We start from the raw sequence: 25,831 nt of genomic DNA, 5'->3' as shown, positions 1-25,831 counted from the left end.
TTGTCGGCGGCTCCCGTTAGCCTTCGGGCATGGGTCTGAATACGTCGGCCGATGCGCCGCTGCCCGTCGGCCAGGTGTCCCGGCTCATCGGGGGCTGGATCGAGCGGCTCGGTCAGGTGTGGGTGGAGGGGCAGATCACCCAGCTGTCGCGCCGTCCGGGCGCGGGGGTGGTCTTCCTGACCCTGCGCGACCCCTCGCACGACATCTCGGTGAGCGTCACCTGCTACCGGCAGGTCTTCGACGAGGTCGCGGACGCGGTGTCGGAGGGCGCACGGGTGGTCGTACTGGCCAAGCCCGAGTGGTACGCGCCGCGCGGTCAGCTCAGCCTGCGCGCCTTCGAGATAAGGCCGGTGGGCATCGGGGAGCTGCTGGCCCGGCTGGAGCGGCTCAAGCGCTCGCTGGCCGCCGAGGGCCTGTTCGCCCCGGAGCGCAAGAAGCCGCTGCCGTTCCTGCCGCAGCTGGTCGGGCTGGTGGTGGGCCGGGCCTCGGCGGCCGAGCGGGACGTGCTGGAGAACGCCCGGCGCCGCTGGCCCGCGGTCCGCTTCGAGGTCCGCAACGTGGCGGTCCAGGGGGTGCACGCGGTGCCCCAGGTGGTCCAGGCGGTCAAGGAGCTGGACGCCGTCGACGAGGTGGACGTGATCATCGTGGCGCGCGGCGGCGGCAGCGTGGAGGACCTGCTGCCGTTCTCCGACGAGCAGGTCGTACGGGCGGTGGCGGAGGCCCGCACCCCGGTGGTCTCGGCGATCGGGCACGAGCCGGACACCCCGCTGCTGGACCTGGTGGCCGACCTGCGGGCGTCCACGCCGACGGACGCCGCGAAGAAGGTGGTCCCGGACGTCGGGGAGGAGCTGGAACGGGTCCGGCAGCTGCGCGACCGCGCCCTGCGCGCCGTACGGGGCCTGCTGGACCGGGAGGAACGGGGCCTGGCGCACGCGCTGGGGCGGCCGGTGTTCGTGCATCCGCAGCGGATGGTGGAGACCCGGGAGGACGAGCTGGAGGCGCTGCTGGGGCGCAGTCGGCGGACCCTGGGGCATCTGCTGGACCGGGCCGAGTCGGAGCTCGCGCACACCCGCGCCCGGGTGGTGGCGCTGTCCCCGGCGGCCACGCTGGAGCGCGGCTACGCGGTGCTGCAGCGGGCCGACGGGCACGTGGTGCGGTCGCCGGAGGAGGTCTCAGCGGGCGAGGTGCTGCGGGCACGGGTCTCGGCGGGCGGGTTCACCGTCTCGGTGGCCGAGGGGCACCCGGAGGCGGGTGGCGAGAGGCACTCGGCTGCGGGCGACGAGGGGCACTAGGCGGCTTCACACAGCCGCAATATTTTCGTTGTACGACACATATAAGGTGGCAGGAATGGCCGAGGCAGAGACGGCGCTGGGGTACGAGCAGGCCCGGGACGAGCTCATCGAGGTGGTCCGCAAGCTGGAGGCGGGCGGCACCTCGCTGGAGGAGTCCCTCGCGCTCTGGGAGCGCGGCGAGGAGCTCGCGAAGGTCTGCCGGCACTGGCTGGAGGGGGCCCGCGCCCGGCTGGACTCCGCACTGGCGGCCCGGGACGCGGCGGACGCCGCCGACGGGGGCCGCGAGGGCTAGCGGAGGGGCGCCCGGAACGGGCGGGGGACGAAGCGGATCACGGGAACCTGACGGACCGCCGACCGGTTGGTTGAATTTTCACCTATCTGGTTGTACGGTTTTGAACAACGCACCGCCCGCTCCGCTGGAAGAAGGCTTTTCCATGTCCCTCGTTCTTGACGCCGCCGCCCAGGACCTCCTGTTCCGCGAGGCCCGCACTGCCAACTCCTTCACCGACGAGCCGGTGACCGAGGAGCAGGTCCAGGCGATATACGACCTGGTCAAGTACGGTCCGACCGCCTTCAACGGAACGCCGCTGCGGATCACCCTGGTCCGCTCGCCGGAGGCCCGCGAGCGCCTGGTGAAGCACCTGATGGAGGGCAACCAGGCCAAGACCGCCGCCGCCCCGCTGGTCGCGATCCTCTCCGCGGACAACGAGTTCCACGAGGAGCTCCCGCAGCTGCTCCCGCACTTCCCGCAGGCCAAGGACGCCTTCTTCAGCGCGCGCCCGGTCCGCGAGCAGTCCGCGCTGCTGAACGCCGCCCTGCAGGCCGCCTACTTCATCGTGGGCGTGCGCGCCGCCGGCCTGGCCGCCGGCCCGATGACCGGTGTGGACTTCGCCGGCGTGCAGAAGGAGTTCCTGGACGACGACCACACCCCGATCATGGTGGTCAACATCGGCAAGCCCGGCGAGGACGCCTGGTTCCCGCGCTCCCCGCGCCTGGACTTCGACCAGGTCGTCACCACGATCTGATCGCGCACCGAGCGCACGAAGCACACACAGCGCACGGCAAAGGCCGCCCGCCCCGGTTCTCCGGGTGGGGCGGCCTTTGCCGTTGAGGTACGTGTGCTTCGTGCGCGTGCGGGCCCTCGGGCCTCAGCCCTTCTTGAACTCCAGCGCCCCGGCCATCGCGCCGAGCTGCTCGGCGGATCCGGTGCCGGTCACCACCGTCACGTGCCCGTCGCCCTTCAGCACCAGCGCGTCGTACTTCGGGCCGTCCCAGACCTCCCAGGCGGTGCCCCCGACCTGCTGCGTCCGGCCGGTGGCCCGGGCCTGCTGCGTCACGGACGCCAGGTACTTCTCGGAGGGGTCGCTGGACTGCTCCACCGCCACGTACTGGTTCTCGGGGTCGAGGAAGCCCAGGTGCCAGGCGTTGGAGTTCTTCCGCTCGTACGTGACCGAGGTCGCCCGCCACTCCTTCGCCAGCCCGACGGGCGCGGCCAGCGGGTAGGGAGCCGCCCTCCGGGCGGTGATGGTCTCGACGCGGTAGTCCACCACGCGCGTCGGGTCGGCCTTTTCGTCATGCGGGATGAAGATGTAGATCCCGCCCACGATGACCCCGAGCACCGCCAGCGACCGGACCATGTCCAAGACCGTCTGCTTGCCTTTCATACCTGCCACGTCCCCTATCGTCCCGTACGGCCCGAACGATCACGGACGGGGGTCCGCCTCCAGCGTGTCCCCGGCGCGTCCCCGGCACGCCTCCGGCGCGGCCCCGGAGCCTCCCCGGCGCGTCCCCGGCACACCTCCGGCGCCTTCCCGGCGCCCCTCCGGTGCGCCTCCCGTGCGCCTCCGGTGCGCCTCTGGCGCCGCCCCGGCGGCGGACCGCAGACTGCCCCGGGCGCCGTACGGAACCGGTGCCGGCCCGGTCCGAGACCGTCAGCCGGAGCGCCGGCTGTCCGAATTGCCGCTCATAAGTGACCCCCTCTGCTCAATTTGTCGACGTACCGATAGAGTTCCAGCACCCTCACTTCACGGCCGTCGTCGTACAGAAAGGTGCGCTCCGATGACCGAGCACCACAACCTGCCGCCCCAGCTCGAAGTCTCTCCCGAGGCCCCCGACCGCAACCTCGCCCTGGAACTGGTCCGGGTGACCGAGGCCGCCGCCCTGGCCGCCGGCCGCTGGGTCGGGCGTGGCGACAAGATCGGCGCCGACGGTGCCGCGGTCAACGCCATGCGCACCCTGATCTCCACCGTTTCGATGAACGGCGTCGTGGTCATCGGCGAAGGCGAGAAGGACGAAGCCCCGATGCTCTTCAACGGCGAGCGGGTCGGCGACGGCACCGGCGCCGAGGTCGACATCGCCGTCGACCCGATCGACGGGACCACGCTCAACGCCAAGGGCATGCCGAACGCCATCGCCGTACTGGCCGCCGCCGACCGCGGCACCATGTTCGACCCGTCCGCGGTCTTCTACATGGACAAGCTGGTCACCGGCCCCGAGGCCGCCGACTTCGTCGACATCAACGCCCCCGTCTCGGTCAACATCCGCCGCGTCGCCAAGGCCAAGGGCATGGCCGTCGAGGACGTCACCGTGGTGATCCTGGACCGCCCCCGCCACGAGGGCATCGTCAAGGAGATCCGCGAGACCGGCGCCCGCATCAAGTTCATCTCGGACGGCGACGTCGCCGGCTCCATCATGGCCGCCCGCGAGGGCACCGGCGTGGACCTGCTGCTCGGCATCGGCGGCACCCCCGAGGGCATCATCTCGGCGTGCGCCATAAAGTGCCTCGGCGGCGTGATCCAGGGCAAGCTGTGGCCCAAGGACGACGCCGAGCGCCAGAAGGCCCTCGACGCCGGCCACGACCTGGACCGCGTCCTGACCACCGACGACCTGGTCTCCGGCGAGAACGTCTTCTTCGTCGCCACCGGCATCACCGACGGCGAGCTGCTGCGCGGCGTGCACTACCGCTCGGCGACGGCGTCCACGTCCTCGCTGGTCATGCGCTCCAAGTCGGGCACGATCCGGAAGATCGACTCCACCCACCGGCTCTCGAAGCTGCGCGCCTACAGCGCGATCGACTTCGACCGGGCCCAGTAGCAGCCCTGCGCGAAGGGGCGGCCCCGTCGGGAGCCGCCCCTTTCGCATGGCGTCATGGTGTACGGCGGACGTACGGCGTGACGTGCAGCGGACGTACGGCGGACGTACGGCGGGCAGGTCAGCCCGCGGCGGCGATCGGCTCGCTGCCCGGCTGCTGCCGCAGCTCGCCGGCCCGGCGGCGCATCCGCGCCAGCACCACGCGGCGCTCGGCGGCGGTGAGCCCGCCCCACACCCCGTACGGCTCGGGCTGCAGCAGCGCGTGCTGCCGGCAGGCGATCATGACCGGGCAGCGGGCGCAGACCCGCTTGGCGGCCTCCTCGCGCGAGAGCCGGGCCGCGGTCGGCTCCTTGGACGGCGCGAAGAACAGTCCCGCCTCGTCCCGCTTGCACACCGCCTCCGCATGCCATGGGCCGTCCTCTTCCCGCGACGGCACCCGCGGGCCGGGCAGAGCGGTGACGGCGGCTACCTGCGGGGACTGATGCGGCGGATGCTGCACGGTCTACTCCTGACGACGTATTCACGAGCCATTCACGAGCCGAGACGATGCACCTGTCCCTACCCGCTGTGCGCGCCCATATGCGCCGTGTGGGGCGATCCGGCCGGGAACTGGCCGGGAACCGGCCGCCCGCGGTCCGCGCGGCCGCCCACGCATCCGCCGGTCGGCCCGACCGTCCGCCCGCCCTCAGCCGTCCGTCTGCTTGCGCAGCCGGTTCGCCAGGTCGACCAGCCGGGCGCCCCGCTTGGGGCGGGCCTCGATGTTCCCGAGCAGGGCGAACCCGCGCACGACCACGACCGGCGCCTGCGGGTCCGTCTCGCCGCGGCTCTCCCCGCGGATCTCGAAATTGCCCAGCACGCCGTTGCCGAAGCCGCGCAGGGTGACGTTCTCCGGGACCAGGATGTCCACGTTGCCCATCACCACGGTCACGTTGATCTCGGTGAGCTGCTGCTCGAACACGGCCTCGGTGAGGTCGATGGTGACGTCGCCCATGACGGCCACCGCGCGGGTGCGGGGGCCGGGCCGCCAGCGGCCCCGGCGGGTCGAGCTGCTGCAGACGGCGACCACGGACTCCGCGTAGCCCGCGCCGGGCGGCCCGTACGGCGCCGGCTGCCCGGCCCCGGCCAGGCCACCCGCCATGCCCGCGGCCGCGCCCGGGCGGAAGCCGCCCTGGCCCGCGGGCAGGTCCCGCACCAGCTGCTCCAGCTCGCCGACGGTCTTCACGGCGTACATCGCGTCCAGGCGCTCGGAGTGCTCCTCCGAGGTGAGCCGGCCCTCGGCGAAGGCATCGCCGAGGATCCGGGCGATCCGGTCGCGGTCGGCGTCCGAGGCGCGCAGCCCGGCAGCGGGCGCGGGCACCGGCGCGGATGCGGGGGCGGCGGGGGCAGCGGGGTGCTTTTCCAGGTCCACGCCAGCAGCATAGCCAAACACGATAGATCGCGATACTGCAGAGTGGAGCGAGTCGGGCCCCGACTGAGCCTTACCTCACATACCGACCTTCGAGCGGGACGTCCTACGCTGGTGTGCTGCGCTGCCAATTGGTCGTCAGTGCTGTCTGCCGAGTGAGGAATGGCCACACAATGCCGGAGTTCGCGTACACCGACCTGCTGCCCCTGGGCGAGGACACCACCCCGTACCGGCTGGTGACGGCCGAGGGCGTGTCCACCTTCGAGGCGGACGGACGCACCTTCCTCAAGGTCGAGCCGGAGGCGCTGCGCAAGCTGGCCGAAGAGGCCATCCACGACATCCAGCACTTCCTGCGGCCGGCGCACCTCGCGCAGCTGCGCCGGATCATCGACGACCCGGAGGCCTCGTCGAACGACAAGTTCGTCGCGCTCGACCTCCTCAAGAACGCGAACATCGCCGCGGCCGGCGTGCTGCCGATGTGCCAGGACACCGGCACCGCGATCGTCATGGGCAAGCGCGGCCAGAACGTGCTCACCGAGGGCGGTGACGAGGAGGCCCTCTCCCGCGGCATCTACGACGCGTACACCCGGCTCAACCTCCGCTACTCGCAGATGGCCCCGCTGACCATGTGGGAGGAGAAGAACACCGGCTCGAACCTGCCCGCGCAGATCGAGCTGTACGCCACCGACGGCGGCGCGTACAAGTTCCTCTTCATGGCCAAGGGCGGCGGCTCGGCCAACAAGTCCTTCCTCTACCAGGAGACGAAGGCCGTACTGAACGAAGCCTCCATGATGAAGTTCCTGGAGGAGAAGATCCGCTCCCTCGGTACGGCGGCCTGCCCGCCCTACCACCTGGCCATCGTGGTCGGCGGCACCTCGGCCGAGCACGCGCTGAAGACCGCCAAGTACGCCTCGGCCCACTACCTGGACGAGCTCCCCACCGAGGGTTCCGCGCTCGGCCACGGCTTCCGCGACCTCGACCTGGAGCAGCAGGTCTTCGAGCTCACCCAGAAGATCGGCATCGGCGCGCAGTTCGGCGGCAAGTACTTCTGCCACGACGTCCGCGTGGTGCGTCTGCCCCGCCACGGCGCCTCCCTCCCGGTCGCCATCGCGGTGTCCTGCTCCGCCGACCGCCAGGCGGTCGCCAAGATCACCGCCGAGGGCGTCTTCCTGGAGCAGCTGGAGCGCGACCCGGCCCGCTTCCTGCCGGAGACGACGGACGAGCACTTGGACGAGGCGTCCGACGTGGTCGAGATCGACCTCAACCAGCCGATGGACGACATCCTCGCGACCCTGACCAAGCACCCGGTCAAGACCCGCCTCTCCCTGACCGGCCCGCTGGTCGTGGCGCGCGACATCGCCCACGCGAAGATCAAGGAGCGGCTGGACGCGGGCGAGGGGATGCCGCAGTACCTCAAGGACCACCCGGTCTACTACGCCGGCCCGGCGAAGACCCCCGAGGGCTACGCGTCCGGCTCCTTCGGCCCGACCACGGCCGGCCGCATGGACTCCTACGTCGAGCAGTTCCAGGCGGCGGGCGGCTCGAAGGTCATGCTGGCCAAGGGCAACCGCTCCCAGCAGGTCACCGACGCCTGCGGCGCGCACGGCGGCTTCTACCTCGGCTCGATCGGCGGCCCGGCGGCCCGCCTGGCCCAGGACTGCATCAAGAAGGTCGAGGTCCTGGAGTACGAGGAGCTCGGCATGGAGGCCGTCTGGAAGATCGAGGTCGAGGACTTCCCCGCGTTCATCGTCGTGGACGACAAGGGCAACGACTTCTTCACTTCGCGTGAACCCGAGCAGCCGACGTTCACCAGCATCCCCGTCCGGGGTCCCGGCCTGGCCTGATCCCTGGCAGTGACACCCCCACAAGAGCCCCTGGCGCCCCGCCAGGGGCTCTTGCCGTACCTGTCGGAGCGAGGGAACACGGCCCGAGCATCCACGCATAGGTCTTCCCACGCGAGAGCGTCGGCAGGCTGCCCCGGCGCGTGCTCACTGGAACGCTCTGGATCGGCCTGAGCGCGCCTTTCGGGAGCCTCAGCCGGCCTAGGGGCTCGAAGACCGGAACGGTCGACGCGGGATACCTTCTGGGGGCTTTCGCTGGGGAGATTGATTCGGTAGGTCGTGGCGACTCCCCGCGAACCCTGGCGGGCCACTGCAAGGAAGCCGAGGGACACACCCGCATGCAGCCAGCGAGCTGCCTTCGACCTGTCGATGCTGGTCGCCTCTTGGATTCGGTCGAGCGTAGGACGTATGTCTTCTCCCCAAGTCCCACAACGGGCCCCCACAGCTATGAGGAAGCGAGTGAAGTTCGGCCACGCGTCTTTGCGCGTGAGTTTGTGAGCCTTGAGCACGTCGGCCCCCGGGGGCCTCGGCCGTGGCCAGGGCGAAAACCCATTGTCCATGTCGCGCCTTGGCGGCATCGGAGCGATCAGCCATACGGGAACCGACGTGTCCTCTCCTCGTTCGTGGGTGACCTAGATGTACCTCCGGCCGGATGGCGGTTTCAAGCAAGGCCGTTTAAACGTCAGAACGAAAGCGGCCCCGGTAGCGCTTGTGCGCTACCGGGGCCGTAGTGACGTCGTTAGAAGACTCGGCTACTTCCGCTTGTAGGCCCTTCTCGCCGGAAGGACAAACTCGGCTTCGGGGGCCGTCCATTCGTAGCCTGCGGGTACATGAAGACCCGCTTCCTCGGCGATCTCGGCCACCTCGGGAACGCGAACGAGTACACGGCGAGAGCCGTCCTCCATGGTTCCTACGGTCACCGCGATTCGATGCCGCTGTAGGAACACGCGCTTCTGTTCGTCATCCTTGGTGGCCCACTCCTCAGAGTAGGTGCGCCCCGTCTCCTTCCAGGCCGGGGCGTCTTCAGCCGCCTTGATTTCCTGCCTCAGCCGCTCGACCTTGGCCGACTGAAACTCATGCTGCCCCCAGTAACGCTCAATCTGAACTTCGCTCTTGAGGCGACCGGCAAGGTAGTCCGCTTCCAGCCGATCTAGGGTTGCCTCGGCCTCGGCAAGTTCGGTCTTGGCCTCGCTGATGGAATTACCTACGCGCTCCATGACCGGCAACGGCCCAAGCGTGAGCTTCACGAACGATCCGACCGCTGTGTCCAGGTCGTCCCTGCGGATGCGGGCAGGAACTGAACACGTCCCCGTATTTACGTTATTGCATCCGTAGTAGTGATGCACCGTGCCGTTCGTCTTCACCTTCTTGTTGGAAGACATTCGGGCGCCACAAGCCTGGCAGATGGCCACGCCACCAAGCATCGAACGCGAGGGCGTAGCCCGTCGGACCGGGCGATGACTCTTCAGAGCGGCGACGAAATCGGACCACTCTGCAAAGTCCATCAGGGGCTTATCCGTGATGCGAACGTTCTCCCCGTTCTCATCTACGACATTTTCACCCTTGTGAGTGTAGATACCGGCCACGGTCGGATTCAGCACGATGGCACGAATAGCGTTCGCCGTCCAGGCAACACCCCTTGGATCTTCACCCTTATCCAAGCGCAGGTGATCCCGCCACGTAGGGACCCCTCGCTTGTTCAGGTCAACGGCAATCTTGTAGGCGGACCAGTCTCCTTTCAGACGGCCCACGATCTCGCCGAAGAGTTCCGCATAGTTCGGGTCCTGAACGAGCTTCTTGCCGCCGGTTTCCTGCCGCTCAAAGCGGTAGCCGAAAGGCTCGACGCCACCGATCCAGACACCCTTGGCCTTACGAGCCTGCGATCCGGAAAGAGCGCGGGCTCGAATGGTGTCCAACTCCCCCTCGGCGAAAGCCGCGATGATCTGGGCGAACATCTTGCCCATGGGGGTGCTCATGTCGATGCTCTCGCTGACGGACACGATCGCTTTGCCGTGCTTCCGGCACCACTCGACAATCTCGGCGAAGTGACCCGCTCGACGGGAGAGTCGGTCCAGCTTCCAGACCGCCAGCACGTCCCACTCGTCGGCCCGCTCCGTGAACCAGGGGCCCAGGCCGGGACGCTTGAACGGGTGCATGGCTCCCGACACGTCCAGGTCTTCCGCCCATCCGACTATCCGGCCGTCGACGGCCGGGCCAGCTGCCCAGTGCTCCACGGCCTGCCGCTGCTTCTCGGGGCTGGTGGTGTCGTCCTTCAGGCTCCCGCCCCGCCGCTTTCATGCGCCGGGTGTGCGGCGCGACTCCAGGAGGGCTGCTTCCACGGGGGTGGCCTCGTACCCGTGGACCCGGACCCGGTTCAGCTCCGCGATGGTCAGCCCGAGGATCTCGCGGGCGGCCTTGAGCGGGACGCCGTCCGGGCCGCCGATGGGGACCCGGACCGTGCCCTCCCGCTCGACGATGCGGTCCCGGACGTGGTCCGGCGGTACGCCCCACCCCCGGCCGCACGCCTGGACGGCGTAGCGCGGGCAGTACTCCCCGGTGTACCAGCGGAGGCGGCCGTGCTCGACGGTCTGCCACTCCTGCCGGACGCAGTCCTCGCAGGGCTCGCAGTGAATTGTCACGAAGGGTTCGGCCATCCGTGCAGTCTGCGGTGGCGGGGGCGTGGGCGCAGCCCGATAACGTCTGGGGCATGACTCAGCTGTCCAGCCTTTACGCCCGGGCCGGTCGGGGCGGGCCGGCCGTGCGATCCGCGGTCCGTGTCGTCGCGCACCGGGGGGCCTCCCACGAGCACCCCGAGCACACCCTCGCCGCCTACCGGCAGGCCATCGCCGACGGGGCCGACGCGCTGGAGTGCGACGTGCGGCTCAGCCGGGACGGGCAGCTGGTGTGCGTGCACGACCGGAGCGTCGGGCGGACGTCCGACGGGCGCGGGGTGGTGTCCGCCATGACCTACGACGAGCTCGCCGCGCTCGACTTCGGCGGGTGGAAGGGGTCCGGGCACGGCGGGGCGCGGGTGCTGCGGTTCGAGGAGCTGCTGGAGCTGGCGCTCGGGGCGCCGTACCCGGTGGGGCTGGCCGTGGAGACCAAGCACCCGAGCCGGGCCGGGGGCCGGCTGGAGGCCGAGCTGGTGCGCGTGCTCAAGGCGTACGGGCTGGCGGACGGGGCCTCGGGGCGGGTCGAGGTGATGAGCTTCTCGCGCAACGCGCTGGTGCGGCTGAACCGGCTGGCGCCCGGGCTGCCCGCCGTGTACCTGATCGAGCGGGCCCTGCGGCCGCCGCGGCCGCCGTTCGCCGGGCACGCCGGTCCGGGGATCGACCTCGTACGCCGGGATCCCGGGCTGGTGCGGCGGCTGAAGGCCAAGGGGCTGCGGGTGCGGGTGTGGACCGTGGACGAGCCCGAGGACGTCGAGCTGTGCCTCCGCCTCGGCGTGGAGACGATCATCACCAACCGGCCGCGCGAGGTGCGGGAGTACATCGACGCCCGCTGAGTGACCACGGCCATCCGCGCACACCCCCTCTGCCGATCGGCAGAGCCCGGCCCCGCGGGTCGGGCCGATCGGCGGATGGCTGCTCCCCCTGCCCCCGGGCGAGGCTGGTGCCGTACCCGAACGGGGTGCCTGACCAGGGGAGTTCACATGCGTATCCGTTCCGTCCGTACCGTCCGTACCGTCCGTACCCTCCGTACCGTCACCCTGCCCGTCGCCGCGCTGGCCGCCGTCGCCTCGCTGGTGGCTGCCGCGCCCGCGCCCTCATCCGCCGTGTCCACCGCGGCCACCCCCGCGACGCGTGCCGCCTCCGTGCACGGAGCGGGCCGGATCTTCTACCCGTACTCCCCCAACCACGAGATCCGGTTCTCGGTCGACGCCGAGGGCGTGCCGTGGAGCAGGCCGTTCCCGGTCAAGGGTCTGGAGAAGGGCCTGCCCACCGACGCCCGCGGCCGGGTGACGGTGTACCACCGGGTGCCGGCCTCCGAGTCGCCGACCGGCAAGGCGTTCACCGGCAGGTCCGTCGCCGACGTGGACTGCCTGGTCACGGGTGGCGGGACGGCCACCCTGACTGCCGTGGTCAGGGAGTCGAACACCGGCGACGAGAAGCAGCGGATCGGCATCAGCATCGAGGAGGGCCGCGGCGGGGAGCCGGACCGGCTGGGCTTCTCCTGGGGCGTCGGCAACCTCGATGTGGGCCCGGACGGCAAGCCCGTGCAGGCCGTCACGGGGACCTGCATGGCGCCGGCGGCGTTCGCCCGGGTCGTCGAGGGCGGGTTCAAGGTGGCGACGGCCCCGCTGACGCCCAAGCCGGCGTAGCCGGAGCAGGCGCCGCCTGGGCTCCGGGCCGCCCGGCCTCCCGGTCTCCTGGCCTCCTGGCCTCCTGGCCTCCTGGGCCATGGGGGTGATGGCGGTGGCGCCCCCGAGGGCGGCCTCGGACGTCGCGACGGAGGCCACGGTAGATCTGGGTCGGGCAACCCCGGTCCGGGTCCGCGCAGCCCCGGTCCGGATCCGGTTCGCGCCGTGGGCGTCTCCCGAGCAGGTGTCGCCGCCGGCGTCTACCGGCCGGTAGGGAAGATGGGAACACGCCGGACGAGACGATTGCTCAACTTCTTGAGGAGGCCACCGAGATGACCGACAACCAGGACCTGGACCAGTTCCGGATCGAGCACGACTCCATGGGCGAGGTGAGGGTCCCCGCGCATGCCAAGTGGCGGGCGCAGACCCAGCGCGCCGTGGAGAACTTCCCCATCTCCGGACAGCGCCTGGAGCGCTCCCACATCGCCGCCCTGGCCCGGATCAAGGCCGCCGCGGCCCGGGTCAACGTCCGGCTCGGCGTGCTGGACGCGGCCGTCGGCGAGGCCGTGGCCTCGGCCGCCGCCGAGGTCGCGGAGGGCCGCTGGGACGACCAGTTCCCGGTCGACGTCTTCCAGACCGGCTCCGGCACCTCGTCCAACATGAACATGAACGAGGTGATCGCGACCCTCGCCACCGAGCGGCTGGGCCGCGACGTCCACCCCAACGACCACGTCAACGCCTCGCAGAGCTCCAACGACGTGTTCCCCTCGTCCATCCACATCGCCGCCACCGCCGCCGTCACCCACGGCCTGATCCCGGCCCTGCGGCACCTGGCGACCGAGCTGACCCGCAAGTCCGACGAGTTCGCCGAGGTGGTCAAGGCCGGCCGCACCCACCTCATGGACGCCACCCCGGTCACCGTGGGCCAGGAGTTCGGCGGGTACGCCGCCCAGATCCACTACGGCATCGAGCGCCTGCAGGCGGCGCTGCCGCGGCTCGCCGAACTGCCCCTGGGCGGCACGGCCGTGGGCACCGGCATCAACACGCCCATGGGCTTCTCGGAGGAGGTGATCGCCGAGGTGGCCGCGGACACCGGTCTGCCGCTGACCGAGGCCCGGAACCACTTCGAGGCCCAGGGCGCACGGGACGCCCTGGTGGAGACCTCCGGGATGCTCCGTACGATCGCGGTCTCGCTCACCAAGATCGCCAACGACCTGCGCTGGATGTCCTCCGGCCCGCGCACCGGATTGGCCGAAATCAATCTGCCGGACCTGCAGCCCGGCTCCTCGATCATGCCGGGAAAGGTCAATCCGGTGGTCCCCGAGGCCGTGCTGATGGTGGCCGCCCAGGTGACCGGGAACGACACCACCGTCGCCGTGGCGGGCGCGGCCGGCAACTTCGAACTCAACGTGATGCTCCCGGTGATGGCCCGGAACCTGCTCGAATCGATCCGGCTGCTCGGCGCGGCGAGCCGCCTGCTCGCCGACCGCACGGTCGCCGGAATCACCGTCAACGCGGAGCGGGCCAGGGAATACGCGGAGTCCTCGCCCTCCGTGGTGACCCCGCTGAACCGGTACATCGGCTACGAGGAGGCGGCCAAGGTCGCCAAGAAGTCCCTCGCCGAACGGAAGACGATCCGCGAGGTGGTGCTGGAGGAGGGCTACGTCGACCGCGGCGACCTCACCCTGGAGGAGCTCGACCGGGCCCTGGACGTGCTCCGGATGACCCGTCCCTGAGTGCTCGGATCCGGCCATCCGGTCGCTCCGGCGCCCCGTACGGTCGCCCCCGACTCCGCCCGGGGGACCCCAGTGACCTGCACCGCAGCGATCCGGGGAGGCCCGCGCCTACTATCTGCGCATGAAAGGTACCGACGGGGCGCGGAGCACGCGGGGGACCCGGGACACGCACTGGGCTCCGGGGGAGCACATCCTCTGGCGCTACCGCGACCAGGCGCCGGGCGTCGACGGCCGGGTGCACATCTGCCGGCCGGTGACGGTGGTCGAGGACACCGAGGACCTGCTGGCCGTGTGGATGGCCCCCGGCACCGAGTGCGTCAAGCCGGTGCTGGCCGACGGCGGTGCGGTGAGCCGGGAGCCGCTCGCCACCCGCTACACGGCCGAGCGGACCACGGCGCGCGCGCACTGGTCCGGCGAGGGCGTGCTCAAGCTGGCGCGGCCCGGCGACCCGTGGTCGGTGTGGCTGTTCTGGGGACCCGGCTGGGACTTCAGGAACTGGTACGTCAACCTGGAGACGCCCCGCGTCCGCTGGGACGGCGGAGTGGACTCCGAGGACCACTTCCTCGACATCGCGGTCTACCCCGACCGCAGCTGGACGTGGCTGGACGAGGACGAGTTCGCGCAGGCCCAGCGGTCCGGTCTGATGAGCCCCGAAGAGGCCCTCGGGGTGCGCTCCGCAGGGCTCGCGGCAGCCGAGCTGATCAGCGCCTGGGGGGCTCCCTTCTCCTCCGGCTGGCAGGACTGGAGACCCGATCCGAGCTGGTGCGTTCCGGTTCTGCCCGAGGACTGGGACCGCACCCCGGCGTATATGACCTCATGAGACCCTTGATGCGCCCCCGGGGTTCAAACGTAGGATCGTCCTCCGCAAGGCTGCGTAATTGGCAGGCTGCGCGCGGGACTTGGTAACGAGCGGGAAGCGGTACCCGGGGGTGACGGTGCCCCCGCCGCTGAGCGGGTATACCGCGACTGACCGAGTTGAGTGCAGCGCACATCGAGCGCGAACGGACGGAATTCCACGCGTGACGGAGTACCCCACCTCCCACGAGGGCCCGCAGCCTGCTGCCGCGGGCAGCTCCGACGTGCCGGGGCCGCGCCGGGCGCGGCGGGGTCCGGGCACGCGGGCCGTGCCCGTGTCCGCGGCGGGTGCGCAGGGCGCCGCGGCGCCGCGCACCCCGGCCGAACGGGACGAACTCGGCCATGACTCGGGCCACGACCTCGGCCATGACTCGGGCCACGGCAAGGTGCCCGCCCCGGGCGACGGGTGCGCGGACGCCCGCTCGCGCGAGGGCCTCTCGGCCGGCCCGGAGGACGCCGACGGCACCGGCGGCACCGGCGCTCCGGACACCGCCGGACCGGGCGGCCGCCCGGCCGGGACCGTGCCCGTCGCCCTGCCCGGCTCGATCCCACCCGCCCGGCACGCCGGCGCCGGATCGTCCGGAGGCCGCCCGGCGGACCCGGAAGCCCGCGACGCGGAAGCCGCGCGGAACGCCGGAACCGGCGCCGGCGCCGGCGCCGGAGAGCCCGCGTCCGGCCCCGGCGGTACGGACGCCACCACCGACCCGCACCCGGCCGGTACGGACGCCGGGGCGTGGGCCCGTGACACCGCCGCCGCGCGGAACGCGGCCGACGGCCAGGACGTGACGGACGGGCACCACATGAGCGACGGGTACGACGGCGTGGACACGGCGCACGCGCCCGTGCCCGGAGCCGACGGCGCGGGCCCGGCCGGCCTCGCCGCACTCGACGGCGCCGGCGCACCGGACGGCACCACCGGACCGGCCGCCACCACCGGACTCGACGGGGCCGGCGCACTCGACGCCCGCGCGGACGGCTCCGGCGAAGGCGACTCCGGCGGGCGGTCCGGGATGCCGCGCGGCACCGAGGCCACGGCGGCGCGCCGGGAAGGCGACCGGCTGCGGTTCGTCGGCGCGGCCACCCGGCGCATCGCCCGCGGCATCGACCTCGACGAGATCGTGCTCGGCCTGTGCCGGGCCACGGTCCCGACCTTCTCCGACGCCATCCTGGTCTACCTGCGCGACCCGCTGCCGGTCGGCGACGAGCGCCCGGTCGGCCCGGTCGTCTTAAGGCTCCGTCGCACCGACCGGCTCCGGCCGATCGACGAGCTCGGAACCGGGCTCGAACTCGCCGGGGCCGCGGGGGGCGCCGGGGAGCTCGACTTCAGCCAGCTGCCGCTCGTCGGCCCGCAGGGCGACCTGCCCGCGGCCGAGCTGTGCGAGATCCGGCCGGGCGGCGCGCTCGCCGAGGTGCTGCGCGGCGTACGGCCGGTGTTCGCCGACTCCGCCGCCGCGCGGGCCGCCCTGCCGGAACTGCTGGGCGAGGAGCACCCGCTGCCGACCGGTCAGCGGGCGGTGCTGGCGCCGCTGCGCGGCCGCCGCCGGGTGATCGGCGCGGCCGTGTTCCTGCGCAGCCCCGAACGGCCCGCGTTCGAGCAGAACGACCTGCTCGTCGCGGCCCAGCTGGCCACGCACACCGCGCTCGGCATCGACAAGGCGGTGCTGTACGGCCGGGAGGCGTACATCGCCGACGAGCTGCAGCGCACCATGCTGCCGGACAGCCTGCCCCAGCCCACCGGGGTGCGGCTGGCCTCGCGCTACCTTCCCGCGGCCGAGACCGCCCGGGTGGGCGGCGACTGGTACGACGCCATACCGCTGCCCGGGAGCCGGGTGGCGCTGGTCGTGGGCGACGTCATGGGCCACTCCATGACCTCGGCGGCGATCATGGGCCAGCTGCGCACCACCGCGCAGACCCTGGCCCAGCTCGACCTGCCGCCGGGCGAGGTGCTGCACCACCTCGACGAGCAGGCGCAGCGGCTCGGCTCGGACCGGATGGCCACCTGCCTGTACGCCGTCTACGACCCGGTGTCACACCGGATCACCATCGCCAACGCGGGCCATCCGCCGCCGGTGCTGCTGCACCTGGGCGGACGTGCGGAGGTGCTCCGGGTGCCGCCGGGCGCCCCGATCGGCGTGGGCGGCGTGGACTTCGAGGCGGTGGAGCTGGACGCCCCGGCCGGGGCCACCCTGCTGCTGTACACCGACGGCCTGGTGGAGTCCCGGCTGCGCGACGTGTGGACCGGCATCGAGCAGCTCCGCGAGCGGCTGGCCACCACGGCGCAGCTGACCGGGCTGGACCATCCGCCGCCGCTGGAGGCCCTCTGCGACGACATCCTCGACATGCTGGGGCCGGGCGACCGGGACGACGACATCGCGCTGCTCGCGGCCCGCTTCGACGGGATCGCGCCCAGCGACGTCGCGTACTGGTTCCTGGACCCGGAGGAGACCGCTCCGGGCCGGGCCCGCCGGTTCGCCCGCCGCGCGCTGTCGCGGTGGGGGCTGGAGGAGCTGGAGGACTCGGTGGAGCTGCTGGTCAGCGAGGTGGTCACCAATGCCGTCCGGTACGCGGAACGGCCGGTGACGCTGCGTCTGCTGCGCACGGACGTGCTGCGCTGCGAGGTCGGCGACGACTCCCCGCAGCTGCCGCGGCAGCGCCGGGCCCGGGAGACCGACGAGGGCGGCCGCGGGCTGTTCCTGGTCAACCGCCTGGCCCGGCGCTGGGGTGCGACCCGGCTGAGCAGCGGCAAGGTGGTCTGGTTCGAGCTGTCGCTGCCCGGCGGCGGGCGCGGCTGAGCCAAGGGCCGCCGCCGGCCGCAGGATCATGCGAAAGGCCGCCGCCCCGCAGCACACGTGCTGCGGGGCGGCGGCCTCGTCCGTTCCGGCCTACTGCCCCGGCGGCTTGATGTCGGCGCTGCCCGTCGGCGGCTTGGTCGGCGGGGTCGGCTTCGTCGGCGGGCTGGACGAGGGCTTGCCGGAGCTGCTGCCGCTCGGGTTCGGCTTGCTGGACTGGCTGCCGCTCGGGTTCGGGCTGTGCGACCCCGAGGGCTTGGTGCTCGGCGAGGTGCTGGCCGAGGTGCTGGGCGAGGTGCTCGCCGAGCTCGAAGGGCTGGCACTGCGGCTCGGCAGCTTGGCCGGGGCGCCCATGTCGGCGTCTTCGAGGTCGAACTTGCCGGTGTCGGCGCCCTGGAGCGCCTCCAGGGTGTACGCCTTCCAGATCGCGGCGGGGAAGGAGGAACCGCCCGCGCGGCCACCGCCGGCGGTGCCGGTCAGGGTCGTCTGCTTGCCGGTGCCGGGCTCCTCGCCGAACATCGCGACGACGGTGGCCAGCTCCGGGGTGTACGCGGCGAACCAGGCGGCCACGTTGGACTCGGTGGTACCGGTCTTGGCCGCGGCTTGGTAGGCGCTGCTGCGGACCGCCTTGCCGGAGCCGTCCTCGACCACGCCGACGAGGACCTTGGTCACGGTGTCGGCGGTACGGCTGCTGATCGCCTGGCCGCCGACGGCCTGCTGCGGGTTGAAGGTCCGCTCGGCGTGCGTGGCGGACTTGATGATGGTCGGGGTGATCCTCTTGCCGTGGTGGCCGAAGGTGGCGTAGACGCCGGCCATCTCCACGGTGTTGGCGCTCATGGTGCCCAGCGAGAGCGCCGGGGCGTTCTCGTCCCAGCCCGGACGGTCCTTCATGCCGAGGGCGATACCGGTCTTCTTCACCTTCGGCGGCTCCGCGTCCACGAACATCTGGGCGTAGACGGAGTTCATGGAGCGGTTGGTGGCCTCCTGGACGGTGACGTCGCCGTAGCTGACGTCGTCCTGGTTCTGCGGGGCGAACGGGGCCGTGGCGCCGACGACCTTCCGCCGGCTGGTGCCGTCGTAGATCGTGTTCGGGGTGATCTCCTTGCCGTCCTGGGTCTCCGCCCCGTTCTCGATGGCGGAGGCCAGCACGACCGGCTTGAAGGTGGAGCCGGGCTGGAAGTCGGTGCGCAGGGCGTTGCTGGCGTACTTGTCCTGGAGGCCGGTGCCGCCGTACATGGCGACGATGTGGCCGGTCTTGATGTCCACGGAGGTGGCGCCGGCCTGGACGTTCTGGTCGACCGGGCGGTCCTTGGTGTCCTTGCGGTCGAGCTTGGACTCCAGCTCGTCCTGGACGGCGTCCTCCAGGGCCTTCTGCTTCTTCGGCTCGATGTTCAGCGTGATGGTCCAGCCGCCGGCCTCGATCTGGTCGTCGGTGACGCCCTGCCGGCGCAGCTCGGCGTTGGCGGCCTGGACCAGATAGCCCTTCTGGCCGTCCAGGCCGGGGGCGGGCTTGGGCTTGATCGGCTCCCGGAACTGGAGGGTCTTGCGCTTCGCGGAGTCCAGCGCGCCCATCTCGACCATGTTGTCGAGCACGCCGTTGAAGCGGATCATCACCAGCTTCTTGCCGTTGGGGCCGGCGGTGGCCCAGTCGTACTGGCTGGGGGCCTGGAGGACGGCGGCCAGGTAGGCGCCCTGTTCCAGCGTCAGCTTGTCGACGTCCACGCCGTAGTAGGCCTGGGCGGCGGCCTGGATGCCGTAGGCCCCGCGGCCGAAGTAGCTGGTGTTGAGGTACCCCGCGAGGATGTCGTCCTTCTCCATCTCGTTGTCGACCTTGAGCGAGATGACGAGTTCCTTGAGCTTGCGGGTGGCCGTCTGCTCCTGGTTCAGGAAGTAGTTCTTGACGTACTGCTGGGTGATGGTGGAACCACCGGCGGTGCCCCGGCCGAGGAGGGTGTTGACGCCACCCCGGGCCACGCCGAAGATGTCGACGCCCTGGTCCTTGTAGAAGGACTTGTTCTCGATGGCGATGAAGCCGGTCTGGACGTCCTTGGGGACCCGGTCGAGGCCCACGATCTCGCGGTTGACCTCGCCCCTGCGGGCCAGGATGGAGCCGTCGGCGAACTTGTAGACGTTGCTCTGCAGCGTCGCCTGCTCGTTGGGGTTGGGCTTCTCGACGGAGAAGTACGCGATGACCAGGGCCGCCGTCCCGAGCAGGATCAGCCCGAAGAACGTGCCGAGGATCTTCTTCCAGGTGAACAGCCGGCGTATGAGGCTCTTCTTGCCCCCGCCCCCGCCGCCCGCACGGGCGCCGTTCGATGTGCGTCGTGCACCGCGCCCGCCGCCTTGCGCTCTCCGCGCCTCTGCTCGGCCCATCGCTCCCGCTCCGCTCGATAAACCCCCCGACGTCAGCTCCGAAAACTAACACCGCAGGAATGGCCAAAGGTCGCTCAATATCGACCAATACCGGCTAATTCGGACGTGAGAATCAGCACCCCACTCCACCGGAACCGACGCACATGATGCCGTGCGGGTTGCGACCGAGCAAAAAAGTGATATCACTTTGCTAGAGGCCCACGACGGCCACGGACAACACGAACGGGGCGAACCATGACCGAAGTTGCGGACAGGGCGACGGATCCGGCGGGTACAGGCGCCCCGGCGGAGCCGAAGGTGCGGGAGTACGCCGCCCACAGCATCGGCGGCGGGCCGGCCCTGCTGCTCGGCCTGGCCGGGATGCTCGGCGCGGCGGGCCTGGTGGCCGCGGGAGCGGTCTCGGGCCCGAACGTCCTCAAGATCACCCTGATCCTGCTGGGCATCCTCCTCTTCCCGGTGTCGGTCGTCGCGATGACCGGACTCAACGTGGTGGAGCCCGGCCAGGCCCGCGTGGTCCAGCTGTTCGGCCGCTACCGCGGCACCATCCGCACCGACGGCCTGCGCTGGGTCAACCCGCTGACCTCCCGCGAGAAGATCTCCACCCGGGTCCGGAACCACGAGACCGCCGTACTGAAGGTCAACGACGCCTACGGCAACCCGATCGAGCTGGCCGCGGTCGTGGTGTGGCGGGTCTCGGACACCGCGCGCGCGGTCTTCGAGGTGGAGGACTTCACCGAGTTCGTGGAGACGCAGACGGAGGCCGCGGTCCGGCACATCGCCATCGAGTACCCCTACGACTCGCACGAGGAGGAGGGTCTCTCGCTGCGCGGGAACGCCGAGGAGATCACCGAGAAGCTGGCCGCGGAGCTCCAGGTGCGCGTCGACGCGGCCGGGGTCGAGATCATCGAGTCCCGCTTCACCCACCTCGCGTACGCTCCGGAGATCGCCTCCGCGATGCTCCAGCGGCAGCAGGCCGGAGCGGTGGTGGCGGCCCGCAAGCAGATCGTGGAGGGCGCGGTGGGCATGGTCGAACTGGCCCTGAACCGGCTGACCGAGGAGGACATCGTGGACCTCGACCCGGAGCGGAAGGCCGCCATGGTCTCCAACCTGATGGTGGTGCTGTGCGGCGACCGCGCCGCCCAGCCGGTGGTCAACACGGGCACCCTGTACCAGTGACCCCGTCCACCCCGCCCCCCGAACCCTCCGGCCGCGCAGCCCGCAAGCAGGTGCTGCTGCGGCTGGACCCCCAGGTGTACGAGGCACTGGCCCGGTGGGCGGGCGAGGAACTGCGCAGCGCGAACGCGCAGATCGAGTTCCTGCTGCGGCGGGCCCTGGCGGAGGCCGGGCGCCTGCCCAGCGCCCCCGGCCCGATCCCCCGCCGCGGCCGCCCGCCGAAGAGCGACTCCTGAAGCCCGCGGACCCCTGAGGTCCGCGGGCTGCCGAGCTTCCCGAGCACGCATCCACCCTCTATACGCCGCATGTATACATCGTGCGTATACACCGTGTGTATAGTCGTTCCATGTCCATAGGTCACACCCTCCTCGGCCTCCTCGAAGCCGGCCCCCGGCACGGCTACGACCTCAAGCGCGCCTACGACGAGAAGTTCGGCCACGACCGGCCCCTCGCCTACGGGCAGGTCTACTCGACCATGTCCCGCCTCCTGAAGAACGGCCTCGTCGAGGTCGAAGGCATCGAGGCGGGCGACGGCCCCGACCGCAAGCGGTACGCCATCACCGACGCGGGCATCACCGACGTCGAACACTGGCTGGCCCAGCCGGAGAAGCCCGAGCCCTACCTCCAGTCGGTGCTCTACACCAAGGTCGTCCTGGCCCTGCTCACCGGCCGCCCGGCGGCCGACCTGCTCGACACCCAGCGCGCCGAGCACCTCCGCCTGATGCGCATCCTCACCACCCGCAAGCGCAAGGGCGACCTCGCCGACCAGCTCATCTGCGACCACGCCCTGTTCCACCTGGAAGCCGACCTCCGCTGGCTGGAGCTCGCCACCGCCCGCCTGGAACAGCTCCGGCAGGAGGTGAGCCGGTGACCCCCGCAGGCTCGCTGCTCACCGCCACCGCCCTCCGCAAGACGTACGGGACCACCCACGCCCTGGACAACGCCGAGTTCTCCATCCACCCCGGCGAGGTCGTCGCCGTCATGGGCCCCTCCGGCTCCGGCAAGTCCACCCTGCTGCACTGCCTGGCCGGCATCCTGACGCCCGACTCCGGCTCGATCACCTACGCGGGCCGCGAGCTGACCACGATGAGCGACGCCGAGCGCAGCGCCCTGCGCCGCACGGACTTCGGCTTCGTCTTCCAGTTCGGACAGCTCGTCCCCGAACTGACCTGCCTGGAGAACGCGGCCCTCCCGCTCCGCCTGGCCGGCACCAGGCGCAGGCAGGCCGAGGCCACCGCCCTGGAGTGGATGGAGCGCCTCCAGGTCGGCGAGGTGCGGGACAAGCGGCCCGGCGAGGTGTCCGGCGGACAGGGCCAGCGGGTCGCGGTGGCCCGCGCCCTGGTCACCGGCCCGCGCGTGGTCTTCGCCGACGAACCCACCGGAGCCCTGGACTCCCTCAACGGCGAACTGGTGATGCAGCTGCTCACCGAGGCCGCCCGGTCCGCCAACGCCGCCGTCGTCCTGGTCACCCACGAGACCCGGGTGGCCGCCTACTCCGACCGCGAGATCGTGGTCCGCGACGGCAGGTCCCGCGACATGGAGCGGATCGTATGAGCAAGCTCCGCACCTGGGGCCGGGACTTCGCCATGGGGGCCCGGTTCGCCTTCGGCGGCGGCCGCGAGGGCTGGACCCGTACGCTGCTCACCGGCCTGGGCGTCGGCATCGGCGTGGCCCTGCTCCTGATCACCACCTCGCTGCCCAACGCCTTCGCGGCCCGGGACGCCCGCGGTGACGCCCGCGGCCTGTACAACGCGCAGAACCTCCCGCAGCCCGGCCCGGACACCCTGCTGGTCGCCTCGGCCAACCAGACGTACCACGGCAAGGACATCGGCGGCGTACTGGTCAGGGCGGAAGGCCCTCGGGCCCCCGTCCCGCCCGGCCTGAAGACGCTCCCCGCACCGGGCGAAATCGCCGTCTCCCCCGCCCTGAAGCGGCTGCTGGAGTCCGGGGAGGGCCGGCTGCTCCGCGAGCGGCTGGACGGGAAGATCACCCAGATCATCGGCGACGCGGGCCTGATCGGCCCCCACGAGCTGTACTTCTACACCGGTTACGACCTGAGCAAGGACGGCGGCGGCGCGTTCGACTCGTACCGGATCAAGCGGATCGACCACTACGCCATCGAGGTCGAGGAACCCTCCTCCGACCCCGTCCTGCTGCTGCTCGTCCTGATGACCCTGCTGGCCCTGCTGCTGCCGGTCGCCGTGTTCATCGCCGCCGCCGTCCGCTTCGGCGGCGAACGGCGCGACCGCCGGCTGGCCGCACTGCGCCTGGTGGGCGCCGACGGCCGGATGGTCCGCCGGATCGCCGCCGGCGAGGCCCTGGCCGGGGCGCTCACCGGACTGGCCATGGGCGCGGGGCTGTTCTTCCTCGGCCGCGAGGTGGTCGGGAACATGGACCTGCGCCAGCGCAGCTTCTTCCCGCACGACCTCACCCCGAACCCGGCGCTGGCCGCACTGGTCGCGGCGCTGGTGCCCACCGCCGCCGTGCTGGTGACCGTGTTCGCGCTGCGCGGGGTGGTCATCGAGCCGCTGGGCGTCGTACGGACCGCCAAGCAGTCCCGGCGGCGGGTGTGGTGGCGGCTGCTGATGCCGGCGGCCGGGGCCGGCCTGCTGTTCCCGATGCTCGGACAGGGCAGGGAGAACGGCTCGTTCAACCAGTGGCAGGTGTCGGCCGGCGTGGTGCTGCTGCTGGTCGGGACGACCGCCCTGTTGCCCTGGCTGCTGGAGCGGCTGGTGCGCGGGCTGTCCGGCGGCCCGGTCTCCTGGCAGCTGGCGGTCCGCCGGCTCCAGGTCAACAGCGGTACGGCGGCCCGTCTGGTCAGCGGGGTCGCGGTGGCGGTCGCCGGGGCCATCGCCCTGCAGATGCTGTTCGTCGGCTCCCGCGGCGACTTCATCGAGGACACCGGCTACGACCTGACCCGCGCCACCGCCGTGGTGCTCACGGAGAAGGGCGCGCTGGCGGACGACCTGGCCCGGAAACTGGAGGCGTCCCCGGGCGTCAGACGGGCCGTGGCGCTGCGCGGCACCCAGGCGTCCCACCGCGCGGGCGGCAACGGCGACGACCTGCTGAGCGTCACCATCGGCAGCTGCGCGGCCCTCAAGGAGATCGCCTCGATCGACTCCTGCAAGGACGGCGACGCCTTCATGGTGGCCGGCGGGACCGACATGCCCGGGGCGAAGGCCGGCGAGAAGCTGTTCGCCGGGAACGTCCTGCAGCGCGAGCCGGGCGGGCCCCCGCCGGTCTCGCTGACCGTCCCGGCGAATCTCCGCACGGTCCACGGCGGCACCACCCCGACCGGCGGCACCTCCTCCGGGCTGCTGCTGACCCCGTCGGCCGCCCCGGCCGGCTTCAACGGCTACGAGCACGCCTCCATCGACGTCCTCGCCGACACCGCCGACCCGGACGCGATGGAGCACGTCCGTACGGCGGTGTTCAAGGCCGACGTCTTCGCCCACGCGATGAGCCTGCGCGAGACCCGGACGGACAGCAGCTACGCGTCCGTGCAGACCGGCCTGTACTTCGGCGCGGCCGGTGTGCTGGCGCTGATCGGCACCAGCCTGCTGGTCTCCCGGCTGGAGCAGCTGCGGGAACGGCGGAAGCTGCTGGCGGCGCTGGTCGCCTTCGGCACCCGGCGCTCCACGCTCACCCTGTCGGAGCTCTGGCAGTCGGTCCTGCCGATCGCCGTGGGCCTGCTCCTGGCCGCCGCGGCGGGCACCGGGCTGGGCCTCCTGCTGCTCGGCATGACCGGCTATCCGGTCCGGGTCGACTGGACCCCGGTGCTCACCATGACCGGGATCGGCGCCGCGGTGGTGACCGTGGTGACGCTGCTCAGCCTGCCGCCGCTGCTGCGGGTGATGCGGCCGGACGGCCTGCGCACCGAGTAGGCGGGCGCGCCGGCACAGGGGCGGTCGGCGGGGTCGGTCGGCCACGGGGCGGCGGCGTGCTGCGGCCGGTGCTGCGGTCAGCCCGTCGGCCGCACCGGCAGCGGGCGGACCGGCAGCGGCCGGACCGCCTCCCGCAGCGCCGCCGCCACCGCCCGGAACTCCTCCTGCCGGGCGGTCCCCGTACGCATCGCCAGGGCGATCCGCCGGGACGGCGCCGGCTCCGCGAAGCACCCGGTCGCCAGGTGCTCGTTGCGGGCGGTCTCCAGCCGCAGCGCGGTGCGCGGCAACAGGGTCACCCCCAGCCCCCCTGCGACCAGTTGTACGAGGGTGGAGAGGCCCGCGGCGGTGGTGGTGACGTCGGCGCCCTCGTCCCGCCCGGCCTCCCGGCAGATGTCCAGGGCCTGGTCGCGCAGGCAGTGGCCCTCGTCGAGCAGCAGCAGCTGCAGCCCGCGCAGCGCCTCGCGCGGGATGTCCTTCCGGCCCGCGAGCGGGTGTTCCCGGGGCGCGAGGAGGACGAAATCCTCGTCGAAGAGGGCCAGTTCGGTGACCCCGGGGACACCAAGGGGCACGGCGAGCAGCAGCAGGTCCAGCCGGCCGGCCGCCAGCCCGTCCAGCAGGGAGGCGGTCTGCTCCTCGTGGACCTGGAGGTCCATGCCCGGCCAGCGCCGGTGGAACAGTCCCAGCACGGTGGGCAGCAGGTACGGCGCCACGGTCGGGATCACGCCGAGGCGCAGCACCCCGGTGAAGGGCGCCCGTACCGCCTCGGCCTCCTCCATCAGCCCGCCCACCGCGTCCAGTACGAGCCGGGCGCGGGCGGCGATCCGCTCGCCGGGCGGGGACAGCAGGACCTTGCGGGTGGTGCGCTCCAGCAAACGCACGCCGAGGGCTTCCTCCAGTGCGGACACCGCACCGGACAGTGCGGGCTGGCTCATGCCGATGGCCGAGGCGGCGTCGCGGAAGTGGAGGTGTTCGGCGACGGCGGCGAAGGCCCGGAGCTGGGCGAGGGTGGGCTGCTTCGCCGCCCTGCCGCCCGTATTACCGACTGCCACTGATAGGTACCTCCGATCACCTGGCTCAACTCTAGCGATTTCCA

The 25,831-nt window shown here is 71.7% G+C and carries 22 protein-coding genes; 15 read left to right on the top strand and 7 right to left on the bottom strand.

Translation table 11 applies throughout. From position 1 onward, the window contains the following. The first annotated feature begins 29 nt into the window (after nt 1-29). From xseA to AB0O36_RS24145, 3 genes are all read left to right on the top strand, one after another. A complete protein-coding gene (gene xseA / locus AB0O36_RS24155) occupies nt 30-1,292 on the top strand; it encodes an exodeoxyribonuclease VII large subunit (RefSeq protein ID WP_365113918.1) in 1,263 nt (420 codons plus the stop codon). A 55-nt stretch (nt 1,293-1,347) separates the two neighbouring features. Further along, nucleotides 1,348-1,584 (top strand): exodeoxyribonuclease VII small subunit, encoded by a 237-nt coding sequence (locus AB0O36_RS24150; RefSeq protein ID WP_365113916.1) that lies wholly within the window; start codon nt 1,348-1,350, stop codon nt 1,582-1,584. A 142-nt stretch (nt 1,585-1,726) separates the two neighbouring features. After that, nucleotides 1,727-2,317 carry a malonic semialdehyde reductase gene (locus AB0O36_RS24145; protein ID WP_365113914.1) on the top strand — a complete coding sequence of 197 codons (591 nt, stop codon included), beginning with the start codon at nt 1,727-1,729 and terminating at the stop codon, nt 2,315-2,317. 123 nt (nt 2,318-2,440) lie between these two features. Here the strand turns inward: AB0O36_RS24145 and AB0O36_RS24140 are convergent, their stop codons facing one another. Next, a complete protein-coding gene (locus AB0O36_RS24140; protein ID WP_365114056.1) occupies nt 2,441-2,956 on the bottom strand; it encodes a DUF4245 domain-containing protein in 516 nt (171 codons plus the stop codon). 394 nt (nt 2,957-3,350) lie between these two features. Here AB0O36_RS24140 and glpX point away from each other — a divergent pair, with 394 nt between their 5' ends. Further along, a complete protein-coding gene (glpX, locus tag AB0O36_RS24135; protein WP_365113912.1) occupies nt 3,351-4,385 on the top strand; it encodes a class II fructose-bisphosphatase in 1,035 nt (344 codons plus the stop codon). 118 nt (nt 4,386-4,503) lie between these two features. Here glpX and AB0O36_RS24130 read toward each other — a convergent pair whose 3' ends face one another. Continuing rightward, nucleotides 4,504-4,881, bottom strand: a complete 378-nt coding sequence (locus AB0O36_RS24130) for a WhiB family transcriptional regulator (protein WP_365113910.1) — start codon at nt 4,879-4,881, stop codon at nt 4,504-4,506. Between the two features lie 186 nt (nt 4,882-5,067). Continuing rightward, the gene (locus tag AB0O36_RS24125) at nt 5,068-5,790 is read right to left on the bottom strand and encodes a DUF1707 domain-containing protein (protein WP_365113908.1); all 723 of its coding nucleotides are present in this window, start codon (nt 5,788-5,790) and stop codon (nt 5,068-5,070) included. Between the two features lie 170 nt (nt 5,791-5,960). Here AB0O36_RS24125 and AB0O36_RS24120 point away from each other — a divergent pair, with 170 nt between their 5' ends. Then, nucleotides 5,961-7,631 (top strand): fumarate hydratase, encoded by a 1,671-nt coding sequence (locus tag AB0O36_RS24120; protein ID WP_365113906.1) that lies wholly within the window; start codon nt 5,961-5,963, stop codon nt 7,629-7,631. Nucleotides 7,632-8,380: 749 nt separating this feature from the next. Here AB0O36_RS24120 and AB0O36_RS24115 read toward each other — a convergent pair. Continuing rightward, nucleotides 8,381-9,904 carry a recombinase family protein gene (locus AB0O36_RS24115; protein ID WP_365114054.1) on the bottom strand — a complete coding sequence of 508 codons (1,524 nt, stop codon included), beginning with the start codon at nt 9,902-9,904 and terminating at the stop codon, nt 8,381-8,383. Between the two features lie 18 nt (nt 9,905-9,922). Next, nucleotides 9,923-10,282 (bottom strand): hypothetical protein, encoded by a 360-nt coding sequence (locus AB0O36_RS24110; RefSeq protein ID WP_365113904.1) that lies wholly within the window; start codon nt 10,280-10,282, stop codon nt 9,923-9,925. A gap of 53 nt (nt 10,283-10,335) precedes the next feature. Here AB0O36_RS24110 and AB0O36_RS24105 point away from each other — a divergent pair, with 53 nt between their 5' ends. From AB0O36_RS24105 to AB0O36_RS24085, 5 genes are all read left to right on the top strand, one after another. Beyond that, nucleotides 10,336-11,133: a glycerophosphodiester phosphodiesterase family protein gene (locus tag AB0O36_RS24105; protein ID WP_365113902.1), complete on the top strand. Its 798-nt coding sequence runs from the start codon at nt 10,336-10,338 to the stop codon at nt 11,131-11,133. Nucleotides 11,134-11,280: 147 nt separating this feature from the next. Continuing rightward, the gene (locus tag AB0O36_RS24100; protein ID WP_365113901.1) at nt 11,281-11,949 is read left to right on the top strand and encodes a hypothetical protein; all 669 of its coding nucleotides are present in this window, start codon (nt 11,281-11,283) and stop codon (nt 11,947-11,949) included. A 311-nt stretch (nt 11,950-12,260) separates the two neighbouring features. Next, nucleotides 12,261-13,664, top strand: a complete 1,404-nt coding sequence (locus AB0O36_RS24095) for a class II fumarate hydratase (RefSeq protein WP_365113899.1) — start codon at nt 12,261-12,263, stop codon at nt 13,662-13,664. Between the two features lie 121 nt (nt 13,665-13,785). Further along, nucleotides 13,786-14,484, top strand: a complete 699-nt coding sequence (locus tag AB0O36_RS24090) for a DUF402 domain-containing protein (RefSeq protein WP_365113897.1) — start codon at nt 13,786-13,788, stop codon at nt 14,482-14,484. Between the two features lie 199 nt (nt 14,485-14,683). Further along, nucleotides 14,684-17,311, top strand: a complete 2,628-nt coding sequence (locus AB0O36_RS24085) for a SpoIIE family protein phosphatase (RefSeq protein ID WP_365113895.1) — start codon at nt 14,684-14,686, stop codon at nt 17,309-17,311. Nucleotides 17,312-17,401: 90 nt separating this feature from the next. Here the strand turns inward: AB0O36_RS24085 and AB0O36_RS24080 are convergent, their stop codons facing one another. Next, nucleotides 17,402-19,681 (bottom strand): transglycosylase domain-containing protein, encoded by a 2,280-nt coding sequence (locus tag AB0O36_RS24080; RefSeq protein ID WP_365113893.1) that lies wholly within the window; start codon nt 19,679-19,681, stop codon nt 17,402-17,404. Between the two features lie 234 nt (nt 19,682-19,915). On the opposite strand from AB0O36_RS24080, the gene AB0O36_RS24075 reads away from it, so the two are divergent. The 5 genes from AB0O36_RS24075 (at nt 19,916) to AB0O36_RS24055 (ending at nt 24,738) form a co-directional block, all read left to right on the top strand. Beyond that, nucleotides 19,916-20,857 (top strand): SPFH domain-containing protein, encoded by a 942-nt coding sequence (locus tag AB0O36_RS24075; protein WP_365113891.1) that lies wholly within the window; start codon nt 19,916-19,918, stop codon nt 20,855-20,857. Further along, entirely contained in the window at nt 20,854-21,090 is a 237-nt protein-coding gene (locus tag AB0O36_RS24070; protein WP_365113889.1) for a hypothetical protein, read from the top strand. Before AB0O36_RS24075 ends, AB0O36_RS24070 begins: the two co-directional genes overlap by 4 nt. Nucleotides 21,091-21,200: 110 nt before the next feature. After that, nucleotides 21,201-21,725: a PadR family transcriptional regulator gene (locus AB0O36_RS24065; protein ID WP_365113888.1), complete on the top strand. Its 525-nt coding sequence runs from the start codon at nt 21,201-21,203 to the stop codon at nt 21,723-21,725. After that, nucleotides 21,722-22,408, top strand: a complete 687-nt coding sequence (locus AB0O36_RS24060; RefSeq protein ID WP_365113886.1) for an ABC transporter ATP-binding protein — start codon at nt 21,722-21,724, stop codon at nt 22,406-22,408. The genes AB0O36_RS24065 and AB0O36_RS24060 overlap by 4 nt, the downstream gene beginning before the upstream one ends. Further along, nucleotides 22,405-24,738 carry an FtsX-like permease family protein gene (locus tag AB0O36_RS24055; RefSeq protein WP_365113884.1) on the top strand — a complete coding sequence of 778 codons (2,334 nt, stop codon included), beginning with the start codon at nt 22,405-22,407 and terminating at the stop codon, nt 24,736-24,738. Before AB0O36_RS24060 ends, AB0O36_RS24055 begins: the two co-directional genes overlap by 4 nt. 77 nt (nt 24,739-24,815) lie before the next feature. Here the strand turns inward: AB0O36_RS24055 and AB0O36_RS24050 are convergent, their stop codons facing one another. After that, a complete protein-coding gene (locus tag AB0O36_RS24050; RefSeq protein WP_365113882.1) occupies nt 24,816-25,787 on the bottom strand; it encodes a LysR substrate-binding domain-containing protein in 972 nt (323 codons plus the stop codon). Nucleotides 25,788-25,831: the final 44 nt, after the last annotated feature.

The organism is Streptomyces sp. NPDC089799 (assembly GCF_040684755.1).
GTDB lineage: Bacteria > Actinomycetota > Actinomycetes > Streptomycetales > Streptomycetaceae > Streptomyces.
This window is presented reverse-complemented; position numbering and strand designations above follow the sequence as displayed.

What these genes read in the sequence shown, in the direction of transcription:
- xseA (WP_365113918.1), top strand. Translation starts at nt 30, where the DNA reads ATGGGTCTGAATACGTCGGCCGATGCGCCGCTGCCCGTCGGCCAGGTG.
- AB0O36_RS24150 (WP_365113916.1), top strand. Translation starts at nt 1,348, where the DNA reads ATGGCCGAGGCAGAGACGGCGCTGGGGTACGAGCAGGCCCGGGACGAG.
- AB0O36_RS24145 (WP_365113914.1), top strand. Translation starts at nt 1,727, where the DNA reads ATGTCCCTCGTTCTTGACGCCGCCGCCCAGGACCTCCTGTTCCGCGAG.
- AB0O36_RS24140 (WP_365114056.1), bottom strand. Translation starts at nt 2,956, where the DNA reads ATGAAAGGCAAGCAGACGGTCTTGGACATGGTCCGGTCGCTGGCGGTG.
- glpX (WP_365113912.1), top strand. Translation starts at nt 3,351, where the DNA reads ATGACCGAGCACCACAACCTGCCGCCCCAGCTCGAAGTCTCTCCCGAG.
- AB0O36_RS24120 (WP_365113906.1), top strand. Translation starts at nt 5,961, where the DNA reads ATGCCGGAGTTCGCGTACACCGACCTGCTGCCCCTGGGCGAGGACACC.
- AB0O36_RS24110 (WP_365113904.1), bottom strand. Translation starts at nt 10,282, where the DNA reads ATGGCCGAACCCTTCGTGACAATTCACTGCGAGCCCTGCGAGGACTGC.
- AB0O36_RS24105 (WP_365113902.1), top strand. Translation starts at nt 10,336, where the DNA reads ATGACTCAGCTGTCCAGCCTTTACGCCCGGGCCGGTCGGGGCGGGCCG.
- AB0O36_RS24100 (WP_365113901.1), top strand. Translation starts at nt 11,281, where the DNA reads ATGCGTATCCGTTCCGTCCGTACCGTCCGTACCGTCCGTACCCTCCGT.
- AB0O36_RS24095 (WP_365113899.1), top strand. Translation starts at nt 12,261, where the DNA reads ATGACCGACAACCAGGACCTGGACCAGTTCCGGATCGAGCACGACTCC.
- AB0O36_RS24090 (WP_365113897.1), top strand. Translation starts at nt 13,786, where the DNA reads ATGAAAGGTACCGACGGGGCGCGGAGCACGCGGGGGACCCGGGACACG.
- AB0O36_RS24080 (WP_365113893.1), bottom strand. Translation starts at nt 19,681, where the DNA reads ATGGGCCGAGCAGAGGCGCGGAGAGCGCAAGGCGGCGGGCGCGGTGCA.
- AB0O36_RS24075 (WP_365113891.1), top strand. Translation starts at nt 19,916, where the DNA reads ATGACCGAAGTTGCGGACAGGGCGACGGATCCGGCGGGTACAGGCGCC.
- AB0O36_RS24065 (WP_365113888.1), top strand. Translation starts at nt 21,201, where the DNA reads ATGTCCATAGGTCACACCCTCCTCGGCCTCCTCGAAGCCGGCCCCCGG.
- AB0O36_RS24055 (WP_365113884.1), top strand. Translation starts at nt 22,405, where the DNA reads ATGAGCAAGCTCCGCACCTGGGGCCGGGACTTCGCCATGGGGGCCCGG.